The organism is Roseovarius tibetensis (assembly GCF_050896375.1).
In the GTDB taxonomy this organism is placed as follows: Bacteria; Pseudomonadota; Alphaproteobacteria; order Rhodobacterales; family Rhodobacteraceae; genus Roseovarius; species Roseovarius tibetensis.
This window is the reverse complement of record NZ_JBPBBB010000008.1, coordinates 53,278-74,512: the sequence shown is the minus strand read 5'-3', so window position 1 is coordinate 74,512 and position 21,235 is coordinate 53,278. Positions and strand designations below refer to the sequence as shown.

General features: G+C 66.4%; 19 protein-coding genes and 1 riboswitch. Of the genes, 16 read left to right on the top strand and 3 right to left on the bottom strand.

Translation table 11 applies throughout. The annotated features are described in order from the left end of the window. Positions 1–40: 40 nt before the first annotated feature. Positions 41–718 carry a TIGR04283 family arsenosugar biosynthesis glycosyltransferase gene (locus ACROSR_RS07670; RefSeq protein ID WP_432683699.1) on the top strand — a complete coding sequence of 226 codons (678 nt, stop codon included), beginning with the start codon at positions 41–43 and terminating at the stop codon, positions 716–718. Positions 719–800: 82 nt separating this feature from the next. Continuing rightward, the gene (gene gltX / locus ACROSR_RS07665; protein WP_432683697.1) at positions 801–2,126 is read left to right on the top strand and encodes a glutamate--tRNA ligase; all 1,326 of its coding nucleotides are present in this window, start codon (positions 801–803) and stop codon (positions 2,124–2,126) included. Between the two features lie 275 nt (positions 2,127–2,401). On the opposite strand, the gene ACROSR_RS07660 is transcribed toward gltX, so the two are convergent. After that, a complete protein-coding gene (locus ACROSR_RS07660; RefSeq protein ID WP_432683695.1) occupies positions 2,402–2,965 on the bottom strand; it encodes a gamma-glutamylcyclotransferase family protein in 564 nt (187 codons plus the stop codon). Positions 2,966–3,056: 91 nt separating this feature from the next. Between ACROSR_RS07660 and ACROSR_RS07655 the strand changes: the two genes are divergently transcribed. The 6 genes from ACROSR_RS07655 (at position 3,057) to ACROSR_RS07630 (ending at position 9,986) form a co-directional block, all read left to right on the top strand. Further along, positions 3,057–3,509 carry an RrF2 family transcriptional regulator gene (locus ACROSR_RS07655; RefSeq protein ID WP_432683817.1) on the top strand — a complete coding sequence of 151 codons (453 nt, stop codon included), beginning with the start codon at positions 3,057–3,059 and terminating at the stop codon, positions 3,507–3,509. A gap of 30 nt (positions 3,510–3,539) precedes the next feature. Beyond that, positions 3,540–3,627, top strand: a riboswitch (glycine riboswitch). A gap of 166 nt (positions 3,628–3,793) precedes the next feature. Next, a complete protein-coding gene (gcvT, locus tag ACROSR_RS07650) occupies positions 3,794–4,918 on the top strand; it encodes a glycine cleavage system aminomethyltransferase GcvT (protein ID WP_432683693.1) in 1,125 nt (374 codons plus the stop codon). Between the two features lie 21 nt (positions 4,919–4,939). Beyond that, the gene (gcvH, locus tag ACROSR_RS07645) at positions 4,940–5,299 is read left to right on the top strand and encodes a glycine cleavage system protein GcvH (protein WP_432683691.1); all 360 of its coding nucleotides are present in this window, start codon (positions 4,940–4,942) and stop codon (positions 5,297–5,299) included. A 142-nt stretch (positions 5,300–5,441) separates the two neighbouring features. Beyond that, positions 5,442–8,291 (top strand): aminomethyl-transferring glycine dehydrogenase, encoded by a 2,850-nt coding sequence (gene gcvP, locus ACROSR_RS07640; protein WP_432683689.1) that lies wholly within the window; start codon positions 5,442–5,444, stop codon positions 8,289–8,291. Between the two features lie 938 nt (positions 8,292–9,229). Continuing rightward, on the top strand, positions 9,230–9,427 hold the full coding sequence (locus tag ACROSR_RS07635) for a hypothetical protein (protein WP_432683687.1): 198 nt from the start codon (positions 9,230–9,232) through the stop codon (positions 9,425–9,427). Continuing rightward, the gene (locus tag ACROSR_RS07630) at positions 9,396–9,986 is read left to right on the top strand and encodes an exopolysaccharide biosynthesis protein (RefSeq protein ID WP_432683686.1); all 591 of its coding nucleotides are present in this window, start codon (positions 9,396–9,398) and stop codon (positions 9,984–9,986) included. Before ACROSR_RS07635 ends, ACROSR_RS07630 begins: the two co-directional genes overlap by 32 nt. 84 nt (positions 9,987–10,070) lie before the next feature. On the opposite strand, the gene ACROSR_RS07625 is transcribed toward ACROSR_RS07630, so the two are convergent. Both ACROSR_RS07625 and ACROSR_RS07620 read right to left on the bottom strand, forming a co-directional pair. After that, the gene (locus tag ACROSR_RS07625) at positions 10,071–11,261 is read right to left on the bottom strand and encodes an extracellular catalytic domain type 1 short-chain-length polyhydroxyalkanoate depolymerase (RefSeq protein ID WP_432683684.1); all 1,191 of its coding nucleotides are present in this window, start codon (positions 11,259–11,261) and stop codon (positions 10,071–10,073) included. Beyond that, positions 11,143–11,658, bottom strand: coding sequence for a hypothetical protein (locus ACROSR_RS07620; RefSeq protein WP_432683682.1), 516 nt, complete (start codon positions 11,656–11,658; stop codon positions 11,143–11,145). Before ACROSR_RS07620 ends, ACROSR_RS07625 begins: the two co-directional genes overlap by 119 nt. A 311-nt stretch (positions 11,659–11,969) precedes the next feature. On the opposite strand from ACROSR_RS07620, the gene ACROSR_RS07615 reads away from it, so the two are divergent. From ACROSR_RS07615 to ACROSR_RS07580, 8 genes are all read left to right on the top strand, one after another. After that, entirely contained in the window at positions 11,970–12,713 is a 744-nt protein-coding gene (locus ACROSR_RS07615) for a DeoR/GlpR family DNA-binding transcription regulator (RefSeq protein WP_432683680.1), read from the top strand. A gap of 151 nt (positions 12,714–12,864) precedes the next feature. Then, positions 12,865–13,908, top strand: a complete 1,044-nt coding sequence (locus ACROSR_RS07610; protein ID WP_432683678.1) for an autoinducer 2 ABC transporter substrate-binding protein — start codon at positions 12,865–12,867, stop codon at positions 13,906–13,908. Between the two features lie 77 nt (positions 13,909–13,985). Beyond that, on the top strand, positions 13,986–15,503 hold the full coding sequence (locus tag ACROSR_RS07605; protein ID WP_432683676.1) for a sugar ABC transporter ATP-binding protein: 1,518 nt from the start codon (positions 13,986–13,988) through the stop codon (positions 15,501–15,503). Next, positions 15,500–16,477 carry an ABC transporter permease gene (locus ACROSR_RS07600; RefSeq protein ID WP_432683674.1) on the top strand — a complete coding sequence of 326 codons (978 nt, stop codon included), beginning with the start codon at positions 15,500–15,502 and terminating at the stop codon, positions 16,475–16,477. The genes ACROSR_RS07605 and ACROSR_RS07600 overlap by 4 nt, the downstream gene beginning before the upstream one ends. Positions 16,478–16,493: 16 nt before the next feature. After that, complete coding sequence (locus tag ACROSR_RS07595) at positions 16,494–17,516, top strand: ABC transporter permease (RefSeq protein ID WP_432683672.1); 1,023 nt, start codon at positions 16,494–16,496, stop codon at positions 17,514–17,516. Between the two features lie 2 nt (positions 17,517–17,518). Next, positions 17,519–18,628 (top strand): DUF4432 family protein, encoded by a 1,110-nt coding sequence (locus ACROSR_RS07590; protein WP_432683670.1) that lies wholly within the window; start codon positions 17,519–17,521, stop codon positions 18,626–18,628. Further along, positions 18,621–19,553: a ribokinase gene (gene rbsK, locus ACROSR_RS07585; RefSeq protein ID WP_432683668.1), complete on the top strand. Its 933-nt coding sequence runs from the start codon at positions 18,621–18,623 to the stop codon at positions 19,551–19,553. The genes ACROSR_RS07590 and rbsK overlap by 8 nt, the downstream gene beginning before the upstream one ends. 3 nt (positions 19,554–19,556) lie before the next feature. Next, the gene (locus ACROSR_RS07580) at positions 19,557–21,209 is read left to right on the top strand and encodes an FGGY-family carbohydrate kinase (RefSeq protein WP_432683666.1); all 1,653 of its coding nucleotides are present in this window, start codon (positions 19,557–19,559) and stop codon (positions 21,207–21,209) included. The last annotated feature ends 26 nt before the right edge of the window (positions 21,210–21,235 follow it).

Below are 21,235 nucleotides of genomic sequence, written 5' to 3'. Positions count from 1 at the left end.
CCAGATATAGGATCTGGCGAGGCACACGAAAGGGCCCGTCATGCGCGCCGCTGTTTCCGTCATCATCCCCACGCTTGACGCAGGGCGCGCGCTGCCCGCTTGTCTGTCGTCGCTGGTCGAGGGCCTGCAGGCCGGGATGATCCGCGAAGTGATCGTCAGCGACGGCGGATCGCGCGACGCCACGCGTCGGATCGCCGATGCGGCGGGCGCGCAGGTCGTGACCGGGCCGGCCTCGCGCGGGGGCCAGTTGCGGCGCGGCGCGGCGGCGGCGCGGGGCGAGTGGCTGCTTGTGTTGCACGCCGACACGGTGCTGCCACAGGGCTGGACCCGCACGGCACGGGCGCAGATGCGGGCGGGCGGTCCGGCGGCGTTCCGGCTGTCCTTCGACGCGGCGGGGGTCATGCCGGCGCTGGTGGCGGGCTGGGCCAATCTGCGCAGCCGGGTCTTCGGCCTGCCTTACGGCGACCAGGGGTTGCTTGTCCCGCGCGACAGCTACGAGGCGGCGGGGGGCTATCCGGACATCCCGCTGATGGAGGATGTGGCGCTGGCGCGCGCGCTGGATCGCCGGATCGCGCTGATGCCGCTGGCGGTCACCACGGCGTCCGACCGTTACATGCGCGCCGGATGGCTTCGGCGCGGGGCGCGCAATCTGGGAACCCTCGTGCGCTATCTCTGCGGTGCGGACCCCGACCGCCTCGCGGCGCGCTACCGGCGGTGAGGCGCGCGTCGCAATCTGGACAAGCGCAGCGGGCTGTGAGACATGCCCAGCCACAGCAAGAGCACGCCGTCAGGAGACGCCGATGACCACCACACGTTTCGCCCCGTCGCCCACCGGCCACATCCATGTCGGCAACCTGCGCACCGCGCTGATGAATTACATGATCGCCGCCAAGGCGGGGGGTACATTCATCCTGCGCATCGACGACACCGACCCCGAACGGTCGCGCGAGGAATATGTCGACGCGATCAAGGAGGATCTGGAATGGCTGGGCCTGCACTGGACCCGGGTGGAGCGGCAGTCGCAGCGCCTTGACCGCTACGCAGAGGCCGCCGACCGTCTGCGCGGCATGGGCCGCTTCTACGAGGCGTTCGAGACCCCGACAGAGCTGGACCTCAAGCGCCGCAAGCAGCTCAACATGGGGCGTCCGCCGGTTTATGATCGCGCCGCGCTGAACCTGTCGGACGACGAAACGACCGCATTGCGCGCCGAACGCGGGCCGGGTGTCTGGCGGTTCAAGCTGAACCACGAGCGGATCGAGTGGCGCGACGGCATCCTTGGCGAGGTGTCGATCGACGCGGCTTCGGTCAGCGATCCGGTGCTCATCCGCGGTGACGGGCAGGTGCTTTATACGCTGGCCTCGGTCGTCGATGATGTCGAGATGGGGGTCACCCATGTCGTGCGCGGTTCGGATCACGTGACCAACACCGCCACGCAGATCCAGATCATCGAGGCGCTTGGCGGCACTCCGCCCGAGTTTGCGCATCATTCGCTGCTGACGGGACCGCAGGGCGAGGCGCTGTCGAAACGTCTGGGCACGCTGTCCTTGCGCGAACTGCGGGCGCGCGGGGTCGAGCCGATGGCACTGCTCAGCCTGATGGCGCGGTTGGGATCAAGCGATCCGGTGGAACTGCGCAGTGACATGGCCGCGTTGATCGACGGCTTCGATATCGAGCGGTTCGGCGCCGCACCGACGAAATTCGACGAGCGGGACCTCTTTCCGCTCAGCGCCCGGATCAATGCCGCGCGCCCCTATTCGGATGTCTCGGCCACCATTGCTGCGCTTGGCGTGCCCGACGCCCTTGCCCCGCAATTCTGGGAAGTGACCCGCGAGAACATCACCACGCTGAAAGATCTCGAGGCGTGGTGGGTCATGTTCCGTGACGGGGCAGAGCCCGAGGTCGCCCCCGAGGATGCCGAATTCATTGCCGAGGCGATGACGCTTCTGCCCGAGGGTCCGCATGACAACGACACCTGGGGCCAGTGGACCGCCGCGGTCCGCGAGGCGACGGGGCGCAAGGGCAAGGCGCTGTTCATGCCCTTGCGCAAGGCGCTGACCGGACAGGCGCACGGGCCCGACATGGCCAAGGTGCTGCCGCTGTTGCAGGTGATCCGGGCGAAGGGCTGAGCCAGGCGGCGCGTGCAGTGTTCGCCACTGCGCGCTGTGCGGTGTAGAATCGAGGTGCCGCACCGGCGCGATACGCGGCGCAGCGCCATCGCATGTCTGCCCCACGGACAGGCGATTTGTCGAGGCTGGCGCGTTGATGGGGGCTTTGCGGCGTTGCTTGCCGGGATAACGAGCGCCGAAAATCCGTTGTGGCGCCTGCCCGCGGACATGCGATGGCGCTGCCTTATCGTCCGTCAGCAGCAAATGCAGCGGACCGGATCCGCCAAGCCTCACCCCTACGCAAGCCGCGTCGCCCCGACCCGCGACAGATGCGCGTCGACCATCGCGCGCTCGTCCGGGTGCAGCGGTACGTGGCGCGGATAGCGCGGGGCCGCGCGGTCGTCGAGGATCGGCGCGTCCCAGCCATGGGTGGTGTCGAAGAACCGCGTGACGCCGTCCTCGCCGAATTCGCGCAGATAGCCTTGTACGACAACGTCGAGATAGCTCAGCAGGACGGGCCGCGCGGCGTCCGGCGCGCCGTGCCGCCCCTCGGGGATGGTATAGACCGCGATCTGGGGGGCGTGCGGCAGGGTGTGACGCACCTGATCGGCTGCCGGCGCGCGCATATATGCCGCCTCGCGCCGGTCGAGCGCGGCCCAGTCCGCGTCGGGCACCGGCGCGATCAGGCCCTCGATTTCGGCGTTCGGGTCGGGCACCACCGTCAGGAACGCCACGGGCCGCAGATCGGTATGCCGCCAGATCCGCCGCCAGCCCGCGAGATGTGCCGCGCGCGCATCCGCGAATCCGTGCGGGGCCCGATTCACGAGGCTGCCATAGCCGAAAAAATATGCATCCTGCATGAGGGTTTTCCGTTCGTCCTGATCTGGATCAATGTGTCGCAGCACTGTCGGCGCAATCCTGCCCGAGTTCAAGTACGGGGCATTCTCGGTCATGCGGATCACCAAACGCGCCAACATCGCCATGCGGCTGCTCATGTTCTGTGCAGCAAACGAGGGTCGTCTGGTGACGAAATCCGAGATCGCCGAACGGTGCAACATTTCTGAAAGTCATCTGGCGCAGATCATCAACCGCTTGGGCCAGTTGGGATTCCTGCGCACACGGCGGGGGCGTACCGGGGGCGTCACGCTGGCGCGTCCGGCCGAAGAGATCCGCGTGGGCGAGGTGTTCCGCCGCCTCGAAGAGAACACGCCCGTCGCCGAATGCTTTGCCGATGCCGACAATACCTGTCCGCTGACCCGTGCCTGCCGGCTGCGTCTGGCGATTGCCGACGCGGTAGAGGCGTTCTTCGCGCAGCTCGACGGGGTGACGCTTGATGCGCTGGTCTGCGACAACGACGCCCTCTTCGCGATCTTTTCCATCGCGCCGTGCCCGCAACGGCCTTGAAGACGGGGATATACTCGACTAACCTTTCAAGTGACCAGACAGGGAGAACCGGCACGTGCCGGTGCCGAAGGAGCAACCGCCCCGGAAACTCTCAGGCCACAGGGACCTGTCAGGTCGATGAAACTCTGGAGAGATCCCGCGATATACGTGGGACGCCGAAGGGATAGCGATCTCAGGCGAAAGGACAGAGGGGGCATCGCGGCGCGGCCATGTCGAGGGCGCGTATTGACGGTGCCGGATAGATCAGCGTCTGATCCGGACCTTGACAACGAGAAGGGACGCGGATGTCTGATCTGCAAATCACACCACTCAACGCGCTGCATCACGCGCTTGGCGCCAAGATGGTGCCCTTCGCGGGATATGACATGCCGGTGCAATATCCTCTCGGGGTGATGAAGGAACATCTGCATTGCCGGTCGAAGGCCGGGCTGTTCGATGTCAGCCATATGGGGCAGGTGATCCTGCGCGCGCCGGGCGGCTACGGCGAGGTTGCCGCGGCGGTGGAGGGGCTGGTGCCCGTCGATCTTCTGGGCCTTGGCGTGATGCGGCAGCGCTACGGGATGTTCACCGATGACGCGGGCGGCATCCTTGACGATCTGATGATGGCAAATCGCGGCGATCACATGTTCGCGGTGGTCAACGCGGCCTGCAAGGCCGACGACATCGCCCACATGCGCGCGCATCTCGACGGCGTCGAGGTCGAGGAGGTCATCGACCGCGCGCTTCTGGCACTGCAGGGGCCGTCGGCGGAGGCCGCGCTTGCGGCCCTCGTGCCGGAGGTGGCCGAGATGCGGTTCATGGACGTGGGCCTAGTCCCGTCGGAGTTTGGCGAGCTGTGGATCTCGCGGTCCGGCTACACGGGCGAGGACGGGTTCGAGATCTCGGTCGAGGCGCATCTGGCCGAGCCGCTGGCGCGCGCGCTGCTGGAGCACGCCGATGTGGAGCCCATCGGCCTCGGGGCGCGCGACAGCCTGCGACTGGAGGCCGGACTGTGCCTTTACGGGCATGACATCGACACCACCACAACCCCGGTCGAGGCCGGTCTGAAATGGGCGATCCAGAAGGTGCGCCGCGCGGGCGGCGATCGCGCGGGCGGCTTCCCAGGCGCGGACCGGATCCTTGACGAGCTGCAGAACGGCGCACCGCGCGCCCGCGTCGGGCTGCGCCCCGAGGGCCGCGCGCCAATGCGCGAGGGCACGCGGCTGTTCGCCGAGCCGGAGGGCGGCGACCCGGTGGGACATGTCACCTCGGGCGCTTTCGGACCGACCATCGGCGCGCCGATGTCGATGGGCTACGTCCCGCGCGAGATGGCCGAACCCGATACGCGCCTTTTCGGCGAGCTGCGCGGCAAGCGTCAGCCCGTCCGTGTGGCGCGCCTGCCCTTCACCCAAGCCAATTTCAAACGCTGAACGCAAAACAGGGAGACCAGGATGAAATTCACCGAAGAGCACGAGTGGTTGCGTGTAGAGGACGACCAGGTGGTCGTCGGCATCACCGAGCATGCCAGCCAGCAACTGGGCGATGTCGTCTTCGTCGAACTGCCCGAGGTGGGGACGAAGGTGACCAAGGATGACGAGGTTGTCGTGATCGAGAGCGTCAAGGCCGCCTCTGATATCCTTGCCCCGATCGACGGCGAGATCACCGAGGTCAATGACACGCTGACCGACGAGCCCGGCCGCGTCAACGACGACCCGATGGGCGATGCGTGGTTCTTCAAGATGACCCCGAGCGAGCCTGAGCAGATGGACGAGTACATGGATGAGGCCGCCTACAAGAAATACGTGGGCTGAGCCCAGCTCGCCGCGGGGCGGATTTCGGGGAAATCCGGACGAAAATCCGTGACGGATTTTCGCGCCTCCGGCGGGAGTATTTTGGGAAAGATGAAGCCGGACAGCGCCGTGTGCCGCCCGGAACAATGAAAGGATACGGGACATGCCGTTCAAAGCGACCGAATACCTGCCATACGATTTTGCCAACCGCCGCCATATCGGCCCCTCGCCCGAGGAGATGAGCGACATGTTCAACGTGCTCGGGGTCGAGAGCCTTGACGCGCTGATCGACGAGACGGTGCCGAAATCGATCCGGCAGGACGACCCGCTCGATTTCGGCAAGCCGATGTCGGAAAGCGAGCTGTTGCACCACATGCGCGAGGTCGCCGACAAGAACACCGTGCTGACCTCGCTGATCGGGCAGGGCTATCACGACACCGTGACGCCGCCCGCGATCCAGCGCAACATCCTCGAAAATCCCGCGTGGTACACGGCCTACACGCCCTATCAGCCGGAAATCAGCCAGGGCCGGCTGGAGGCGCTTTTGAACTTCCAGACGATGGTGAGCGATCTGACCGGGCTTGCGGTGGCCAATGCCTCGCTTCTGGACGAGGCGACGGCGGCGGCCGAGGCGATGACCATGGCGCAGCGCGTGGCGAAGTCGAAAGCGCGCGCGTTCTTCGTGGATGAGAATTGCCACCCGCAGAACATCGCGGTGATGAAGACCCGCGCGGCCCCGCTGGGGATCGAGGTGATCGTCGGTGCCCCCGAGGATCTGCGCCCCGACGCCGTGTTCGGCGCGATATTCCAGTATCCCGGCACGCATGGGCAGCTGCGCGATTTCTCGGACGAGATCGCGGAGCTGCACGCGCAGAAGGCCATCGGCATCGTGATCGCCGATCCGCTGGCGCTGACCCTGCTGAAAGAGCCGGGGGCGATGGGGGCCGATATCGCCGTCGGCTCGACGCAGCGCTTCGGCGTGCCGGTGGGTTACGGCGGCCCGCACGCGGCCTATATCGCCACCAAGGATGCCTACAAGCGGTCGCTGCCCGGTCGGCTTGTGGGGGTCAGCGTGGACAACCACGGCAACCGCGCCTACCGCCTTAGCCTGCAGACCCGCGAACAGCATATCCGCCGCGAGAAGGCCACCAGCAATGTCTGCACGGCACAGGCGCTGTTGGCGGTGATGGCGTCGATGTACGCGGTGTTCCATGGCCCCAAGGGCCTGAAGGCGATTGCGCAGCGCATCCACCGCAAGACCGTCCGGCTGGCCAAGGGGCTGGAGGCCGCGGGGTTCAAGGTGGAGCCGGACACGTTCTTCGATACGATCACCGTCGATGTCGGGCTGTTGCAGCGCGGCGTGTTGCAGGCCGCCGTGGGCGAGGGCGTCAACCTGCGCCGCGTCGGCGCCACGCGGATCGGCATCACGCTGGACGAATGCACCCGCCCCGAGATCATCGAGGCGGTGTGGCGCGCCTTCGGCATCGATCAGCAGGATCATGATTTCACGCCCGAATACCGCATGCCGGACCCGCTGCTGCGTAGCAGCGATTACCTGACGCATCCGATCTTCCACATGAACCGGGCCGAGACCGAGATGATGCGCTACATGCGCCGGCTTGCCGATCGTGACCTTGCGCTTGACCGGGCGATGATCCCGCTGGGGTCGTGCACGATGAAGCTGAATTCCGCGGCCGAGATGATGCCGATCAGCTGGCCCGAATTTTCGCGCCTGCATCCCTTTGCTCCTGCCGATCAGGCGCAGGGGTACCGGCACATGATCGACGACCTGTCGGCGAAGCTGTGCGAGATCACCGGCTATGCCGCGATCTCGATGCAGCCCAATTCGGGCGCGCAGGGTGAATACGCCGGCCTGCTGAGCATAGCCGCCTGGCACCGCGCCGAAGGGCAGGGGCACCGCCGCGTCTGCCTCATCCCGATGAGTGCGCATGGCACCAACCCCGCCAGCGCGCATATGGTCGGCTGGGACGTGGTGGTGGTGCAATCCGCGGCGAACGGCGATATCGACGTCGAGGATTTCCGCGCCAAGGCCGAGAAGCATTCCGACAATCTCGCCGGTTGCATGATCACCTATCCGTCCACACATGGCGTCTTCGAGGAAACCGTGCGCGAGGTCTGCGACATCACCCATGCGCATGGCGGGCAGGTCTATATCGACGGGGCCAACATGAACGCGATGGTGGGGCTGTCGCGCCCCGGCGATCTGGGCGGCGATGTCAGCCACCTCAACCTGCACAAGACGTTCTGCATCCCGCATGGCGGCGGCGGCCCCGGCATGGGCCCGATCGGCGTAAAGGCGCATCTGGTGCCACACCTGCCCGGCCATCCCGAGACCGGAGGCACCGAAGGTCCGGTCAGCGCGGCGCCTTATGGTGCGCCGTCGCTTCTGCCGATCTCGTGGGCGTATTGCCTGATGATGGGCGGCGCGGGCCTGACGCAGGCGACGCGGGTGGCGATCCTGAATGCCAACTACCTCGCCAAGCGTCTCGAAGGGGCGTATGACGTGCTTTACAAAGGTACCGGTGGGCGCATCGCACATGAATGCATCCTCGACGTCCGGCCCTTTGCCGACAGTGCCGGCGTGACCGTCGATGACATCGCCAAGCGCCTGATGGATTGCGGCTTTCACGCGCCGACGATGAGCTGGCCTGTCGCCGGCACGCTGATGGTCGAGCCCACGGAATCCGAGACCAAGGCAGAGCTTGACCGCTTCATCGACGCGATGCTGGCGATCCGCGCCGAGATCCGCGACATCGAGGAGGGGCGGATTGACGCGGAAAACAACCCCCTCAAGCACGCGCCGCACACGATGGAGGATCTGGTCAAGGACTGGGACCGGCCCTATAGCCGCGAGCAGGGCTGCTTCCCGCCGGGCGCGTTCCGGGTCGACAAGTACTGGCCGCCGGTCAACCGGGTGGACAATGTCTATGGCGACCGCCACCTCGTCTGCACCTGCCCGCCACTGGAGGATTACGCCGAAGCGGCGGAATGAACCTTGACAGGCACGACACAGGTAATGCCGGACCCCCAAGGTTCGGCATTATCCATGTGGCGGGACAGCGAGGCACCGGTTTACGCAGCGTTCGGGATGTGACCCGGCCCGCGAGGCCGTCCAACCGACTGTGCCGATGCGGCCCGTCGGAAAAGACGTTCGCCGCGGATACAGATCGTCGGGTCGCCACCGCGCACCGTTGTCGCACGCGAGACCACCGCGCCGCCAAGTCAACCGGGGCCGCATGACCTTGCGATCGCGCGGGACACGCCACGGCAAGGCCAGTGTTGCGCGCAGGCCGGGGTCGGCATCGAACAGAATCAGCCGCCCGCCTGAGGCCTCGGCGATCTCGGCGGTGATGGCGGGCCCTCTCTGTTGAGGATGTTGTTCGCTGCTCGACTTTTCCTCTATTCCTCAGGTGGGCGGGACAGGATGATGAGTTGGGCCATTCACCGGAACGAAAGACGGCTGTGCTGAAGCGGATGCTGCCGCCGAACAGCCTGATGCGGTTGCAATAGGAACCCATGAAATCCTTCCCCGTTTCCCATGATGGGAACCACGATGGTGGTCCCCGGTACGCTCAGGCCCGCTGTGGCGATATTTGACGCCGTCCTGTGGCCGATCGCCGGAAAGTATGTTCCCGGTCATGGATGCTGCGTTGGATGACGCGTTGCGTCCACCAACAGACCGCGCCGCCAACCGGTGCGCCTGCTTTTGCGCAAGCAGGGGCAAGCGCGGCACGTAGAAGAAGGGTGTGCAACATGTCTTTCCGCCTTGCTTTGCCCGGTTCGCGGGCTGAAGACAGGCGTCTTCGCCTCAAAACGCACGACGCCATCACGAACTGGACTCTGATCCGGCGTTGATGGAACTCTCGGGCTGAACAGTCGTTGTTTTCCTCGGCGGGTCCCCGCCGCATGACAGATCAAACGAGTGATCCCATGCTGACCGACCTCGGCAAGAGGACCGGACACGGTGCCATCCGCGCGGCGCTGGCCACCGGGCCCGTGATGACGCAAAGTATGGCCGAGTGGGATAACGCCGGCGACCGCAGGGCTCGGAAGACCAGACCGTTTTCTTTATTATCCTTACCAATGCAGGAGACACATGACAGCAAGACCGACACGCGCCCTGAGTGACGTTCTGGACCAGATCGAGATGTCGGCGACAGGTGACCGTATCGCCGTCGCGGACGTGATAGAGACATTGGGACAACGGTCCTTCGCCTCGCTGATGCTGATCTTCGCCTTGGTCTGCGCCTCGCCCGCGAGCGCGATTCCGGGGCTCACGGCGATCACGGCGGTGATCCTGTTTTTTCTGGTGGTCCAGATGGTCATCGGCCGCAAATCCGTGTGGCTGCCGGGTGTCGTCACCCGGCGACACATGTCCACCGCCAAACTCTGCGACGGGATCGCCTGGTTGCGCAGGCCCGTCCGTTTCGTGGAAAGGTTGCTGAAACCCCGGCTTGTCTTTCTCTTTTACCGGCCGTGGTTCTGGCTGCCGCTCTGCCCGATCCTCGGTCTGACGCTTTTCATGCCCTTCATGGAGTTCATTCCGATGTCCGGCTCATTGGCAGGCGGCGTGGTTGCGCTTTTCGCCGCCGGTCTGCTGACGCGCGATGGTGTGCTGGTGGTGGTGTCGCTGGTCTTGCTGGCGACGATCCCGGCTGCGGTCTGGTATCTCGGCGTCAGCGGCTGACACGCCGCGATGCTGTGTGGGCGCAAGGTCTTTGGATGGGCTGAACCACGTCAAGCGCCCAGAAGACCCTAAACCCCGTCCAGATCAGGCCCGCCTGTGCTGCAGGAAGAACCGCAGCATCTCGCGCGAGGCGTCCGGGCCTTGCGGGTCGGTGTAGCTGCCGCCCGACTGGCCGCCGGACCAGGCATGACCCGCCCCGTCGATCTGCCAATGCTCGACCAGGCTGTGGCCCTCGGCATCGTCGTGACGGATCTGCCGGTAGGTGCGCCCACCGTCCGAGCGTCCGGACACGTCGCGCGTCTTCAGGTCGCCGCGCGCCCGCAACGCCTGCGCCACGACAGCCACGCCGTTTGTGGGGTTCACCGTCGTGTCGGCCAGCCCGTGGAACACGATGGTCGGCACGGCCCCGGCCTGCGGCCGGCCCGGCGATCCGCCGCTCATGGCGGCGAGGGCCGTCGGCCCGTCCCGCGCCCCGCCGACCGGCAGGCCGGAATGCACACCGACCGCCGCGAAGAGATCGGGATAGGCCGCGCCGATTATGGCCGCCGCCGCCCCGCCCGCCGACAGGCCGGCGGTATAGACGCGGCCTGCATCGGCCGGATGATCGCGCAGGATGTCGCGCACGATCCCCGCGATGATGGCAGGCTCGCCGCGGCCGCGCGCCTGATCGCCCGGCTGGTACCAGTTCCAGCATTTCTGGGCATTCGCCGCCTGGGGCTGGGCGGGATAGGCGATCAGGCACCCGAATTCCTCGGCCAGCGTGTTCATCCCTGTGCCGATGGCGAAATCCTCGGGCGACTGGGTGCATCCATGCAGCATCACGACCAGGGGCATCGGCCCGTCGGGCTGTGTGGCGGGAACATAAAGCCGGTAGTCCCGGCTGCCCTGCGGACCGCCATGTGTCAGCGACAGGAATCGCGCGCCGTCCGGAATGTCGACCTGCGCGGGTGGCGCATCCCCGCCCGTCGGCATCACGCGCGCCGCGAGGCCGCTCAGCGTGTCGCGCAGGGATGTGCGGGGGTTTTGCGCAGCAGGTCTGTGGGTCTTGGCGGATTTCGACGTCTGCGGATGCTCGCCGCCGACCGTGTCGTCGAGCCGGGTGAATGTCCCATCGATGACATCGTCACGGGCGGATGGATCGGCCGCGGCGCCGCGATCATCGGGCGCCGGCGGGGCCTGCATGAGAGACTGGATCAGCGCGGTTGCCTCGTCCAGCCTGCCAGCCTTGGTGAGTTCGGTGGCACGGGCCATGCCGCGCGCGAAGGAAGTGGTCATCGGGATACTTTCCAGGGTGATGGATCAGAGTGAACGATCGGCCAGCGCAGCCTTGACCGCATAAGGTGCTTGCAATGCGCCCAGAATGGAGAGGGCGGAAATGGTGTCGGGGGCAAGCACGGCGGTGACGTCGGGGGCGATCAGGACAAGGGGTGGTCAGCCCATGCGTGATGCGCCGCGGCCCCTGATCGACGCTGTTGCGCACGACGATCCCGCGCACCGTGTCGGCGTGACGGTCAATCTGGTTGCGGATGGCGGTCCGGATGAAATCGCTGCAGTTGGAACGGAACCCGTCCTGCACCAATAGCGCGATCTGGCCGGGATTTACATGACCCGGATTGAGGCTCAGCGTCTCGGACACGGGCGCACGGGCCGGCGTCGCACTGGATCGTGCCATCCTGCATCTCCTTTCACATCCGTATTGATGGTAAAAGGATGCCCTCAGGATAGCAAACCTTTGCTCATGGCCCGGACTTGGGGCACTCGACGCCCCACGCGGGCCCATGGCTGGGGCGCCATCGACCGCGCCTCATTTTCCGGGGGATATCCGCATGCAATGGTGTTTATTGCCGAAGGCCACAATTCGTGGCGCTGTCAATCTCGGAGGTGCCAGGCGGACCGCCAGCCATGATTACAGATCAAGGAATTTGACCTCGTTCCGGCCTTCGGTCACAGTTTGCGCATGTTTCGCCCGCACGGATTCCAGACATGACGCGGCCCAGTGGCTTTGACGAACGCAACGCGCGTATCTGCCTTTTGCTTGACGTGTCGCCGTCCCTGCGCCTGCGCGACGTGGCGCAAGATCTGGGCGTGACCGAGATGACGTTGCGCCGGGACGCTGCATCGGGCAAGGCGTGGTTCGCCTGTCAGGGCGGGTTCCTCGTGAGGGCCCGCAGCACCGATTCCTACGATTTCGACGAACAGATGCGGCGCGCCAGCGAGGCCAAGCGCCTTGCGGCGGATCACGCGGCCCTTCTTGTGCCGGAGGGCGCCTGCGTGTTCCTTGATACGGGCACGACCCTGCCGCACCTTGCCCGTGCGCTGGCATGCAGCGGGGTGCGGCGGATCGTGACCCATTGCCTGACCTCGGCAGAGTTGTTGCAGGGCCGGACCAGCGTCGAGGTCGAGTTCATCGGCGGTCGGCTGCAAAGCCGCACGCGATCGTGTCATCCGCCCGATCCGCTTGAGGTGCTGAAACCCATGGGGATCGAGATCGGCTTTTTGTCGGCCGGCGGTCTCTGGGACGGGCGCGAGCTTAGTTGTTCGCACCATTACGAGGTCGCGATGAAACGTGCGGTGATCGCCCTTGCGTCCGAGAGTTGGTCGGTCTTCGATTCCAGCAAGGTCGGCGCGCGGCGCGATTACCGCTTCGCGGAAATCGACGAGATGTCCGGGGTGATCACCGAACACGGCGTCGGACGCCGCGCCGTGCCGCTTGCAAAGAACGGCTGACGCATCCGCTTTTTCGCTTGACGACTCCCAGCGGCTTCGTTTGGATAAAACATAATGTTGTGATCCGAACAGAAATCGGCGCAGCCTTTCCGGTCGTTGGAGGAATGGCCGGACATGTTCCAGCCCGGCAGGGCGTAGAGGGAGGAATACCATGAGGATGAATTTCATTTCACTGGCCGTCGCGACAGTGACCGCCGCGGGCGCCGCGCAGGCGCAGGACCAGGTGGTCGACACCAGCAACGTGAATCAGGAACTGATCCAGACCGACGAGACGTATTCGATCGCGACGGTCGTCAAGGTTGACGGCATCGCGTGGTTCGACCGCATGCGGGATGGCGTGCAGCAATTCGGCGAAGACACCGACCACGACACCTGGATGGTGGGCCCGTCCTCGGCGGACGCGGCGGCGCAAGTGCAGCTTGTCGAAAACCTGATCGCGCAGGGCGTGGACGCAATCGCCATCGTGCCGTTCTCGGTCGAGGCTGTCGAGCCGGTGCTGAAGAAGGCGCGCGACCGTGGCATCGTCGTAATCAGCCACGAGGCGTCGAATATTCAGAACGTGGATTACGATATCGAGGCGTTCGACAATCTTGCCTACGGTGCAAAGCTGATGGACGAGCTTGCCGAACAGATGGGCAAGAGCGGTCAGTATGTCGCCACCGTCGGCAGCCTGACCTCGAAGTCGCAGAACGAGTGGATCGACGGTGCCATCGCGCGGCAGAAGGAAGCCTATCCCGACATGGAGATGGCGACCGAGCGCCTCGAGACCTACGACGATGCCAACACCGACTATACCAAGCTCAAGGAAGCGCTGACCGCGCATCCCGACATCACGGGCATTGTCGGCGGGCCCATGCCCACCTCGGCGGGCGCTGGGCGCCTGATCGCGGAAAGCGGCCTGCAGGGGCAGTTGCACTTCGCGGGCACGGGCCTTCCGTCGGTGGCGGGCGACTATATTGCCAATGGCGACATCAAGTATATCCAGTTCTGGGACCCGGCCGTCGCGGGCTATGCGATGAACATGCTTGCGGTGGCCGCGCTGGAAGGGCGTGACGATCAGATCGGCGCGGGTCTGGACCTTGGCCTTCAGGGCTATGAGAACCTGAACGAAGCGGGCGAAGACCGGCAGAACGTGCTTTATGGCGCGGGCTGGGTCGGTGTGACCGCCGAAAACATGGATCAGTACAACTTCTGATCGCGCAGTCGATGGCGGGCGCCGACATTCTGTCGCGCGCCCGCATGGACCGTTCCACCACATTCACGAGGCCTCTCATGGCATCGCCCCCCTTGATCGAGCTTCGAGGCATTTCCAAGCGTTTCGGCGGTGTCCGCGCGCTGGATGATGTATCCATGTCCATCGCCCCCGCCGAGATCCGCTGCCTTGCCGGCGAGAATGGGTCGGGCAAGTCCACGCTTATCAAGATCGTCTCCGGGGTGTACCAGCCCGACGCGGGCGAGATCCTGATCGACGGCGTGCCGACGGGCCGCCTCGACCCGGCCACCTCGATCGCGCACGGCGTGCAGGTGATATACCAGGACCTGTCGCTGTTCCCGACCCTGAGCGTTATCGAGAACCTGTTTCTCAACACGTATCTGCGCGAGAAGCGCAGCATCGTGGACTGGCGCCGTGGCCGCAGGATGGCGCGCGAGGTGCTGGGGCGGCTGGATGTCGAGTTGGATCTCGACGCGAATGTCGAGACGCTGCCCGCCGCCGGCCGGCAGGTCGTCGCCATCGCCCGCGCGGTGCTTGCCGACGCGCGGCTCATCATCATGGACGAACCGACCACGGCGCTCACGGGGCGCGAGGTCGAACGCATGTTCCGGATCGTGCGCGACCTTCAGGCACATGGAATCGCGGTGCTTTTCGTCAGTCACAAGATGCGAGAGATGCTTGAGATCAGCGAGGCGCTGACTGTCTTTCGCAACGGCAAGAAGGTCGAGGAAGGCCCGATCTCGGAATTCGACGAGCGCAAGATCACCCACGCCATGACCGGGCGCAACCTGAACACCGGCCATTTCGAGGCCCCGGCCCTCGACGCCGGGACGACCCCGCGCCTGCGGCTGAAGAATGTCAGCGTGGGCGACAAGGTGAACGGCGTGTCGCTCGACATCATGCCGGGCGAGGTCGTGGGCCTTTCGGGCCTGATCGGGGCCGGGCGCCAGGCGCTGGTCAAGGCGATCTTCGGCCTGCGCCGGGACCTGACCGGCACTATGGAAATCGACGGTCAGCCGCTGGCACCCATGTCGGTGTCCGAGGCCATCGACGCGGGCGTGGCCTACGTGCCCGAGGACCGCCTGTCCGAAGGCCTGTTCCTTGACCGTTCGATCCGCGACAACGCGATCTCGGCGGCGATGGACCGCTACGCGCCGCGGCTCTGGATCGATGGTGCGCTGGCCCGCGCCGAGACCGAGGCCATGTTCGCTGACATGCAGATCAGCGCGCCCGGCACCGAGGTTCCGGTCTCGACGCTGTCTGGCGGCAACCAGCAGCGCGTGGTGATTGGCCGCTGGCTGATGACCGATGCAAGGCTCTTGATGCTCAATGGTCCGACGGTTGGGGTCGACGTGGGATCGAAGGAACAGATCCACGCGATCATCCATGGCCTGACGCGGGACAAGGGTCTCGCCGTGATCATGATATCGGACGACATTCCCGAGTTGGCCGCGAACTGCAACCGCGTGCTGACGATGGCCGACGGTCGCCTGACCGGAGAGCTGTCCGGCACGGCCCTGACCGAAGACGCGCTCGACGCTGCGCTGGTCAGCACGACCCGGAAGGAAACCGCATGAAACTGTTCGGCAGCGCCGACGCCATCATCGCGCTGATCCTTGTGGTCGCGATGGTGGTGATCGGCCTCATCAACCCCGCCTTCTGGCAGTTGTCCAACATCTTCAGCCTGCTGAAATCCAATGTGGTCATCGGCCTGATGGCGCTGGGCGTGCTTCTGGTGATGATTTCCGGCGGCATCGACGTGTCGTTTACGGCCTTCGCGGTCGCGGGGATGTACCTGGTGGTCCGCGTGATGGTGGCCATCGACTATGACGGCGTGGTCCTGCCGTTTCTGGCGGCGTCGTTGATCGGGGGGCTGCTGGGCCTCATGAATGCGGGCATCATCCACAAGTTCAACATGATACCGCTGATCGTGACGCTTGGCACGGCATCGGTCGTGCGCGGGCTGTTGCTGGGGCTCGCGGGTACGTCGAATGTCAACATCAACCAGATGCCCGACGCGCTGATCGCCCTGGGCCGCACCGACATCGTGACGCTGGAGCGTGCGAACGGCTCGACCTTCGGTCTTACCGCGATGATCGCCGTCTATATCGCGGTTGCGGTGATCATGCATCTTGTGCTGACGCGCACGATGATCGGCCGCTCTGTCTATGCCTATGGCGCTGATGCCGAGGCCGCCAAGCGTGTGGGCTTCAACACCGGGCGCACGATGATCTTCGTCTATTGCACGGCGGGCGCGCTCGCGGGGTTCGCGGGGCTGCTGCACTCGTCGATGATCTGGCTCGCCAATCCGCGCGACTTCGTCGGGCTCGAACTCGACGTGATTGCCGCTGTCGTGCTGGGCGGGGCGTCGATCTTCGGTGGGCGCGGTACGGTGCTGGGAACGGTTCTGGGTGTCTTCATTCTCGTGATGATCCAGAACTCGCTGATCCTCATGGGCATCGACACGACCTGGCAGCGTGTCGTCGTGGGCGGCATGTTGATCGCCGCGGTTGCGGTGACGGCGCTGCGCGACCGCCGCGCGCCGGTTTGAGACGGGAGAACGTGACATGAGCCAGACCAACATCCCGCAGTCCGGTGGCGGCAGCCTCAAGGGCGCGGTATTGCGCGCGGGCGGGCACACCAACGTCCAGCTGGGCGTGATCTGCCTGCTGATCCTCGTGTCGATGACGGCGCTGCGCCCGCAGATGTTCCTGTCGGCCTACAACTTTGAATCCATGGCCTTCTTCATGCCCGAACTGGGCATCCTGTCGGTGGCGATGATGATCGCGATGCTGACCGGCGGCATCGACCTGTCCATCGTCGGCGTTGCGAACCTTGCCGGCATCACCGCCGGCACCGTGTTCGGGTATGTCGCGGGCGAGGCCGGCGCCGGGTCGCTGGGCGTTGCGCCCGTGATCCTCGGCGTGGGGGTTGGTCTTCTGGTCGGTGTTCTTGCGGGGCTTCTGAACGGGCTTTTGATCTCGGGGCTGAAGATCACGCCGATCCTTGCCACGCTGGGGACGGGTCAGGTCTTCATCGGCCTGTGCCTCGTGATCACTGGCGGGCCGGCAATCGTGGGCTTTCCGTCGGGCTGGACGTGGCTTGGCAACGGCAAGATCGCGTCGATCCCGGTGCCGTTGCTACTGTTCGTGGTGCTGTGCGTGGGGCTGTCGCTTCTGCTGTCGCGCACCTCGTTCGGTCTCAGGCTCAAGCTGATCGGCAGCAACCCCAAGGCCGCGATGTACACCGGGATCGAGCGGGGGCGCATGATCGTCTGGTCCTACATGCTGACCGGGGGTCTCGCGGCGATGGCGGGAATCCTGCTGTCGGCGCGCATCAACGCGGCCAAATCCGATTACGGCGCGTCCTACCTGCTGCAGGCGGTGCTGATCGCGGTTCTGGGCGGGACCAACCCCACGGGCGGCAAGGGCAACGTGCTGGGCGTGGCGCTTGCGGTGATCTCTCTCACGTTGCTGTCGTCGGGCTTTCAGATGATGCGCGTGTCGAACCACCTGATCGACTTTGTCTGGGGCGCGTTCCTGATCGCCGTAATCGCCATCAATTCCTTCCGTGGCAGAAAGGCAGGCTAAGCATGTCCGTCTCGATCCCCCTGACGCCAGAGGCCTTCGGGCCGGCCGAACGCGTTGTTGCGCAAGGTGGCGCTTTCACCGTCACGGCGTGGCGTACCGGCCTTGGCATAGAAATGCTGCGTATCGCGAACGGGCGCGGCCATGTCGATGTGCTGCCGTTCATGGGGCAGATGGTCTGGGATGCCGTGTTCGACGGCGTGCGCCTGACGATGGACAGCGCGTTCCCAGAGCCGCGCCCGGCGACCTCGATCGTCGAGACCTACGGGTGCCTTGCCTATCACAGCGGCTTGCTGCGCAACGGCTGCCCGGGTCCCGAGGACGATCATCCGCTGCACGGAGAGATGCCGCGCAAGCGCATGGACAGCGCACGGCTGGAGTTCGACACCAATGCCGGCGGCGCGCCGGTGGTGCGTGTCGCGGGGCATGTCGATCATGTGCTGGGCTTTGGCCCGAATTACCGCGCCCGGCCTTCGGTCACCGTGGACGCGGGCACGACCATCGCCATGGGCATGACGGTCGAGAACCGCTCGGCCCTGCCGATGGAGCTTATGTACATGGCGCATGTCAACTTCGCCTTCGTCGCGGGCGGGGTGATCCACCAGGCCGCGCCGTTCACGCCGTCGCGGACGCGCGTGCGGTCGCAGGTGCCCGCGCATGTCGTGCCGACCGATGCCTACCGCGCCTTTCTCGAAGAATTGGGCGCGCACCCCGAGGTGGGCCGCATCCTTGACCGGCCCGAACGCTGGGACCCCGAACAGGTGATCTACGTGGACGCGCCGGGCACGGACGAGGACGGGCTGACCCACGCCATGCTGGAGCGGCCCGAGGGCGACGGGTTCGTGATGCGCTATGCACCGTCCGAGTTCCCGCGCCTTGGCCGCTGGATTCTGCATGGCGCCGACGCCACGGTCGCGGCCTTTGCGCTTCCCGCCACCTGCGAGCCCGAGGGCTATCTCGCGGAGACGGCCAAGGGCAACATCGCAACCCTTGCTCCGGGGCAAACCCGCAGTTTCACCGCCCGGTTCGGATACATCACAGCCGATGAGGCCGCCGTGCTTTCGGCAAAGATCGCTGCCCTGGGCGGCCAGGACAAGGACGCAGCACATGGCTGATCGCATCGCCGTCGTGGGATCGAACATGGTCGATCTCGTCACCTACGTGGAGCGCATGCCGAACCGGGGCGAAACGCTCGAGGCGCCGGATTTCGCGCAAGGCTTCGGGGGCAAGGGCGCCAACCAGGCCGTCGCCGCCGCCCGGCTGGGCGCCGAGGTGACGATGGTCACCTGCGTGGGCGACGACCTCTTCGGGCCGCGCACGCGCCAGAACCTGGCCGATAACGGCATCGACGTGACCCATGTCCGCACCGTCGCCGGCGCGCCCTCAGGCGTCGCGCCGATCTTTGTGGAGCCTGGCGGCGAGAATGCGATCCTGATCGTGAAGGGCGCGAACGGGCACCTTTCGGGTGAAGACATCGCCGCCGCCGCCGACACGCTAAAGGGTTGCGACGCAATCCTGTTGCAGCTCGAGGTGCCGTTGCAGACGGTCTACGACGCGGTGGCCTTCGGGGCGACACATGGCGTGCAGACAATCCTCAACCCGGCGCCCGCGCATCCCGACCTCGATCTCGCAAAGCTCGATGGGCTCGACTGGTTCTGCCCGAACGAGAGCGAATTGGCCCAGCTTTCCGGGATGCCCACGGACACCGACGAGGCGGTGCTCGCGGCCGCGCGGTCGTTGATCGCGCGCGGCATCCGCAACGTGATCGTGACGTTGGGCGGGCGTGGCGCGCGGCTTATCACCGACGACGACGTCGTGCAGATCGCGCCGGTGACGGTCGATGCCGTTGACACGACCGGCGCCGGCGACGCCTTCATCGGCAGCTTCGCACGGTTTCTTGCGGGCGGCGCATCCCCCGAGGCGGCGCTGTCGCGCGCCGCGCGCTACGCCGCGCACTCGATCACCGGGCGCGGCACGCAGTCGAGCTATGCCGACAGTGCCGGGTTCGACGCCTTCTGCCGCGAGATCGGGGAGGGCTGAGGCATGGCCGCGCCGACCTTCCTGGGCATCGACGTGGGCACCGGCAGCGCCCGCGCGGGCCTGTTCGACGCCTCGGGCACGCTCCTTGGGCGCGGGTCCAAGGCGATCGCGACGCACCGCCCGCGCGAAGGGTTCGCCCAGCAGGCCAGCACCGACATATGGCGCGCCGTGATCGCCGCCGTGCGCGCGGCGCGCGCCGAGGCGGGCGATGTCGATATCGCCGCGCTGGCCTTCGACGCGACTTGCTCGCTGGTGGTGTCGGGCGCGGACGGCCCCGTGTCGGTCGATCCCGACGGGGCCACGGGGCAGGACGTGGTGCTCTGGATGGATCACCGCGCCGTCGGCGAGGCGCAGGACATAAACGCGACCGGGGGGGAGCCGCTGAGCCGCGTGGGCGGAACCATCTCGCCCGAGATGCAGATGCCAAAGCTGCTGTGGCTCAAACGAAACCTGCCCTGTGCCTGGCGGTCTGCAACGGCGTTTCACGACCTGCCGGACTGGCTTGTATACCGGGCGACGGGTAGCGATGCGCGGTCGGTCAACGCGCTGGTCTGCAAATGGGGCTACCTGGGCGAGCGCGGCCTCGCCGGCGAGGGCTGGGACGACGGCTTTCTCGCCGCCATCGGGCTGGGCGACCTGGCCGGGCAGGGCCATGCCCGCATCGGCACGGACCTTGTGCTGCCGGGACGCCCGGCCGGGGTGTTGTCCGACGCGGCGGCGACGGAGCTGGGCCTCGCACCGGGGTTGCCTGTCGCCGCGGGCATGATCGACGCCTATGCCGGCGCGCTTGGCACTCTGGGTGTCCGCGCCGCGGCTGACGATGCGCCCGGTGCGCGGCTTGCGCTGATCGCGGGCACGTCGGCCTGCCACATCGTCGAGACCGACACCGCCATACCCGTACCCGGTGTCTGGGGGCCGTATCCGCAGGTCCTCACGCCCGGGCGCGTGGCGCTCGAGGCGGGGCAGTCGGCGGCGGGCGCTCTGCTCGACGCGGTGATGGCGCGGCACGCGGCCTCGACCGGCGTGGGCGCCGGGGCCAGCGGCGCGGCGGCGCTGTCGGCCCGTCTGGACGCGCTGGCCCCCGAGGGCGGGCTGGTCCGGGCCGCGCTGACCCGCGCGCGCCACGTGCAGCCGGACTTTCACGGCAACCGGGCGCCGCTGGCCGATCCCGAACGGCGCGGGATGATCTTGGGCCTCACGCTCGAAACCGGGACAGACGATCTCGCGCTGGACTACCTCGCCACGGTGCAGGCGCTGGCCTACGGCACCCGCGCGATACTCGACGCGATGCAGGTTCGGGGCATCACCGTATCGGAAATCGTTATGAGCGGCGGACTGGCCGCCAACGCCGATTACGTGACCGCCCATGCCGACGCGACGGGGTGTCGCGTTCTGGTACCCGACAACGAAGAGCCCGTCATGCGCGGTGTCGCCATCGCAGCCGCCGTGGCCGCCGGCACGTTCGCCGACCTCTCCGACGGCGCGAGGGCGATGGCCGGTCCGGCCCGCACCGTGCGACCCGACCCGGACATTCGCGCGTACCACGACCGAAAGTTCACGGTTTTCAAGGCCATGCACGCGCATTTCGACGATGTGCGCCGCCTGATGGCCGGACAGGATGAACACAACGCCGCCCCCAACGGCCGAGAGGACTGACCATGTTGCACACCAAGGACGACCGG

Coding starts and splice junctions, on each gene's coding strand:
- ACROSR_RS07670 (WP_432683699.1), top strand. CDS start 41: ATGCGCGCCGCTGTTTCCGTCATCATCCCCACGCTTGACGCAGGGCGC.
- ACROSR_RS07635 (WP_432683687.1), top strand. CDS start 9,230: ATGCTGACCGACCTCGGCAAGAGGACCGGACACGGTGCCATCCGCGCG.
- rbsK (WP_432683668.1), top strand. CDS start 18,621: ATGGCTGATCGCATCGCCGTCGTGGGATCGAACATGGTCGATCTCGTC.
- ACROSR_RS07630 (WP_432683686.1), top strand. CDS start 9,396: ATGACAGCAAGACCGACACGCGCCCTGAGTGACGTTCTGGACCAGATC.
- gltX (WP_432683697.1), top strand. CDS start 801: ATGACCACCACACGTTTCGCCCCGTCGCCCACCGGCCACATCCATGTC.
- ACROSR_RS07590 (WP_432683670.1), top strand. CDS start 17,519: ATGTCCGTCTCGATCCCCCTGACGCCAGAGGCCTTCGGGCCGGCCGAA.
- ACROSR_RS07625 (WP_432683684.1), bottom strand. CDS start 11,261: ATGACCACTTCCTTCGCGCGCGGCATGGCCCGTGCCACCGAACTCACC.
- ACROSR_RS07655 (WP_432683817.1), top strand. CDS start 3,057: ATGCGGATCACCAAACGCGCCAACATCGCCATGCGGCTGCTCATGTTC.
- ACROSR_RS07595 (WP_432683672.1), top strand. CDS start 16,494: ATGAGCCAGACCAACATCCCGCAGTCCGGTGGCGGCAGCCTCAAGGGC.
- gcvT (WP_432683693.1), top strand. CDS start 3,794: ATGTCTGATCTGCAAATCACACCACTCAACGCGCTGCATCACGCGCTT.
- gcvP (WP_432683689.1), top strand. CDS start 5,442: ATGCCGTTCAAAGCGACCGAATACCTGCCATACGATTTTGCCAACCGC.
- ACROSR_RS07605 (WP_432683676.1), top strand. CDS start 13,986: ATGGCATCGCCCCCCTTGATCGAGCTTCGAGGCATTTCCAAGCGTTTC.
- ACROSR_RS07660 (WP_432683695.1), bottom strand. CDS start 2,965: ATGCAGGATGCATATTTTTTCGGCTATGGCAGCCTCGTGAATCGGGCC.
- ACROSR_RS07610 (WP_432683678.1), top strand. CDS start 12,865: ATGAGGATGAATTTCATTTCACTGGCCGTCGCGACAGTGACCGCCGCG.
- ACROSR_RS07620 (WP_432683682.1), bottom strand. CDS start 11,658: ATGGCACGATCCAGTGCGACGCCGGCCCGTGCGCCCGTGTCCGAGACG.
- ACROSR_RS07615 (WP_432683680.1), top strand. CDS start 11,970: ATGACGCGGCCCAGTGGCTTTGACGAACGCAACGCGCGTATCTGCCTT.
- ACROSR_RS07580 (WP_432683666.1), top strand. CDS start 19,557: ATGGCCGCGCCGACCTTCCTGGGCATCGACGTGGGCACCGGCAGCGCC.
- ACROSR_RS07600 (WP_432683674.1), top strand. CDS start 15,500: ATGAAACTGTTCGGCAGCGCCGACGCCATCATCGCGCTGATCCTTGTG.
- gcvH (WP_432683691.1), top strand. CDS start 4,940: ATGAAATTCACCGAAGAGCACGAGTGGTTGCGTGTAGAGGACGACCAG.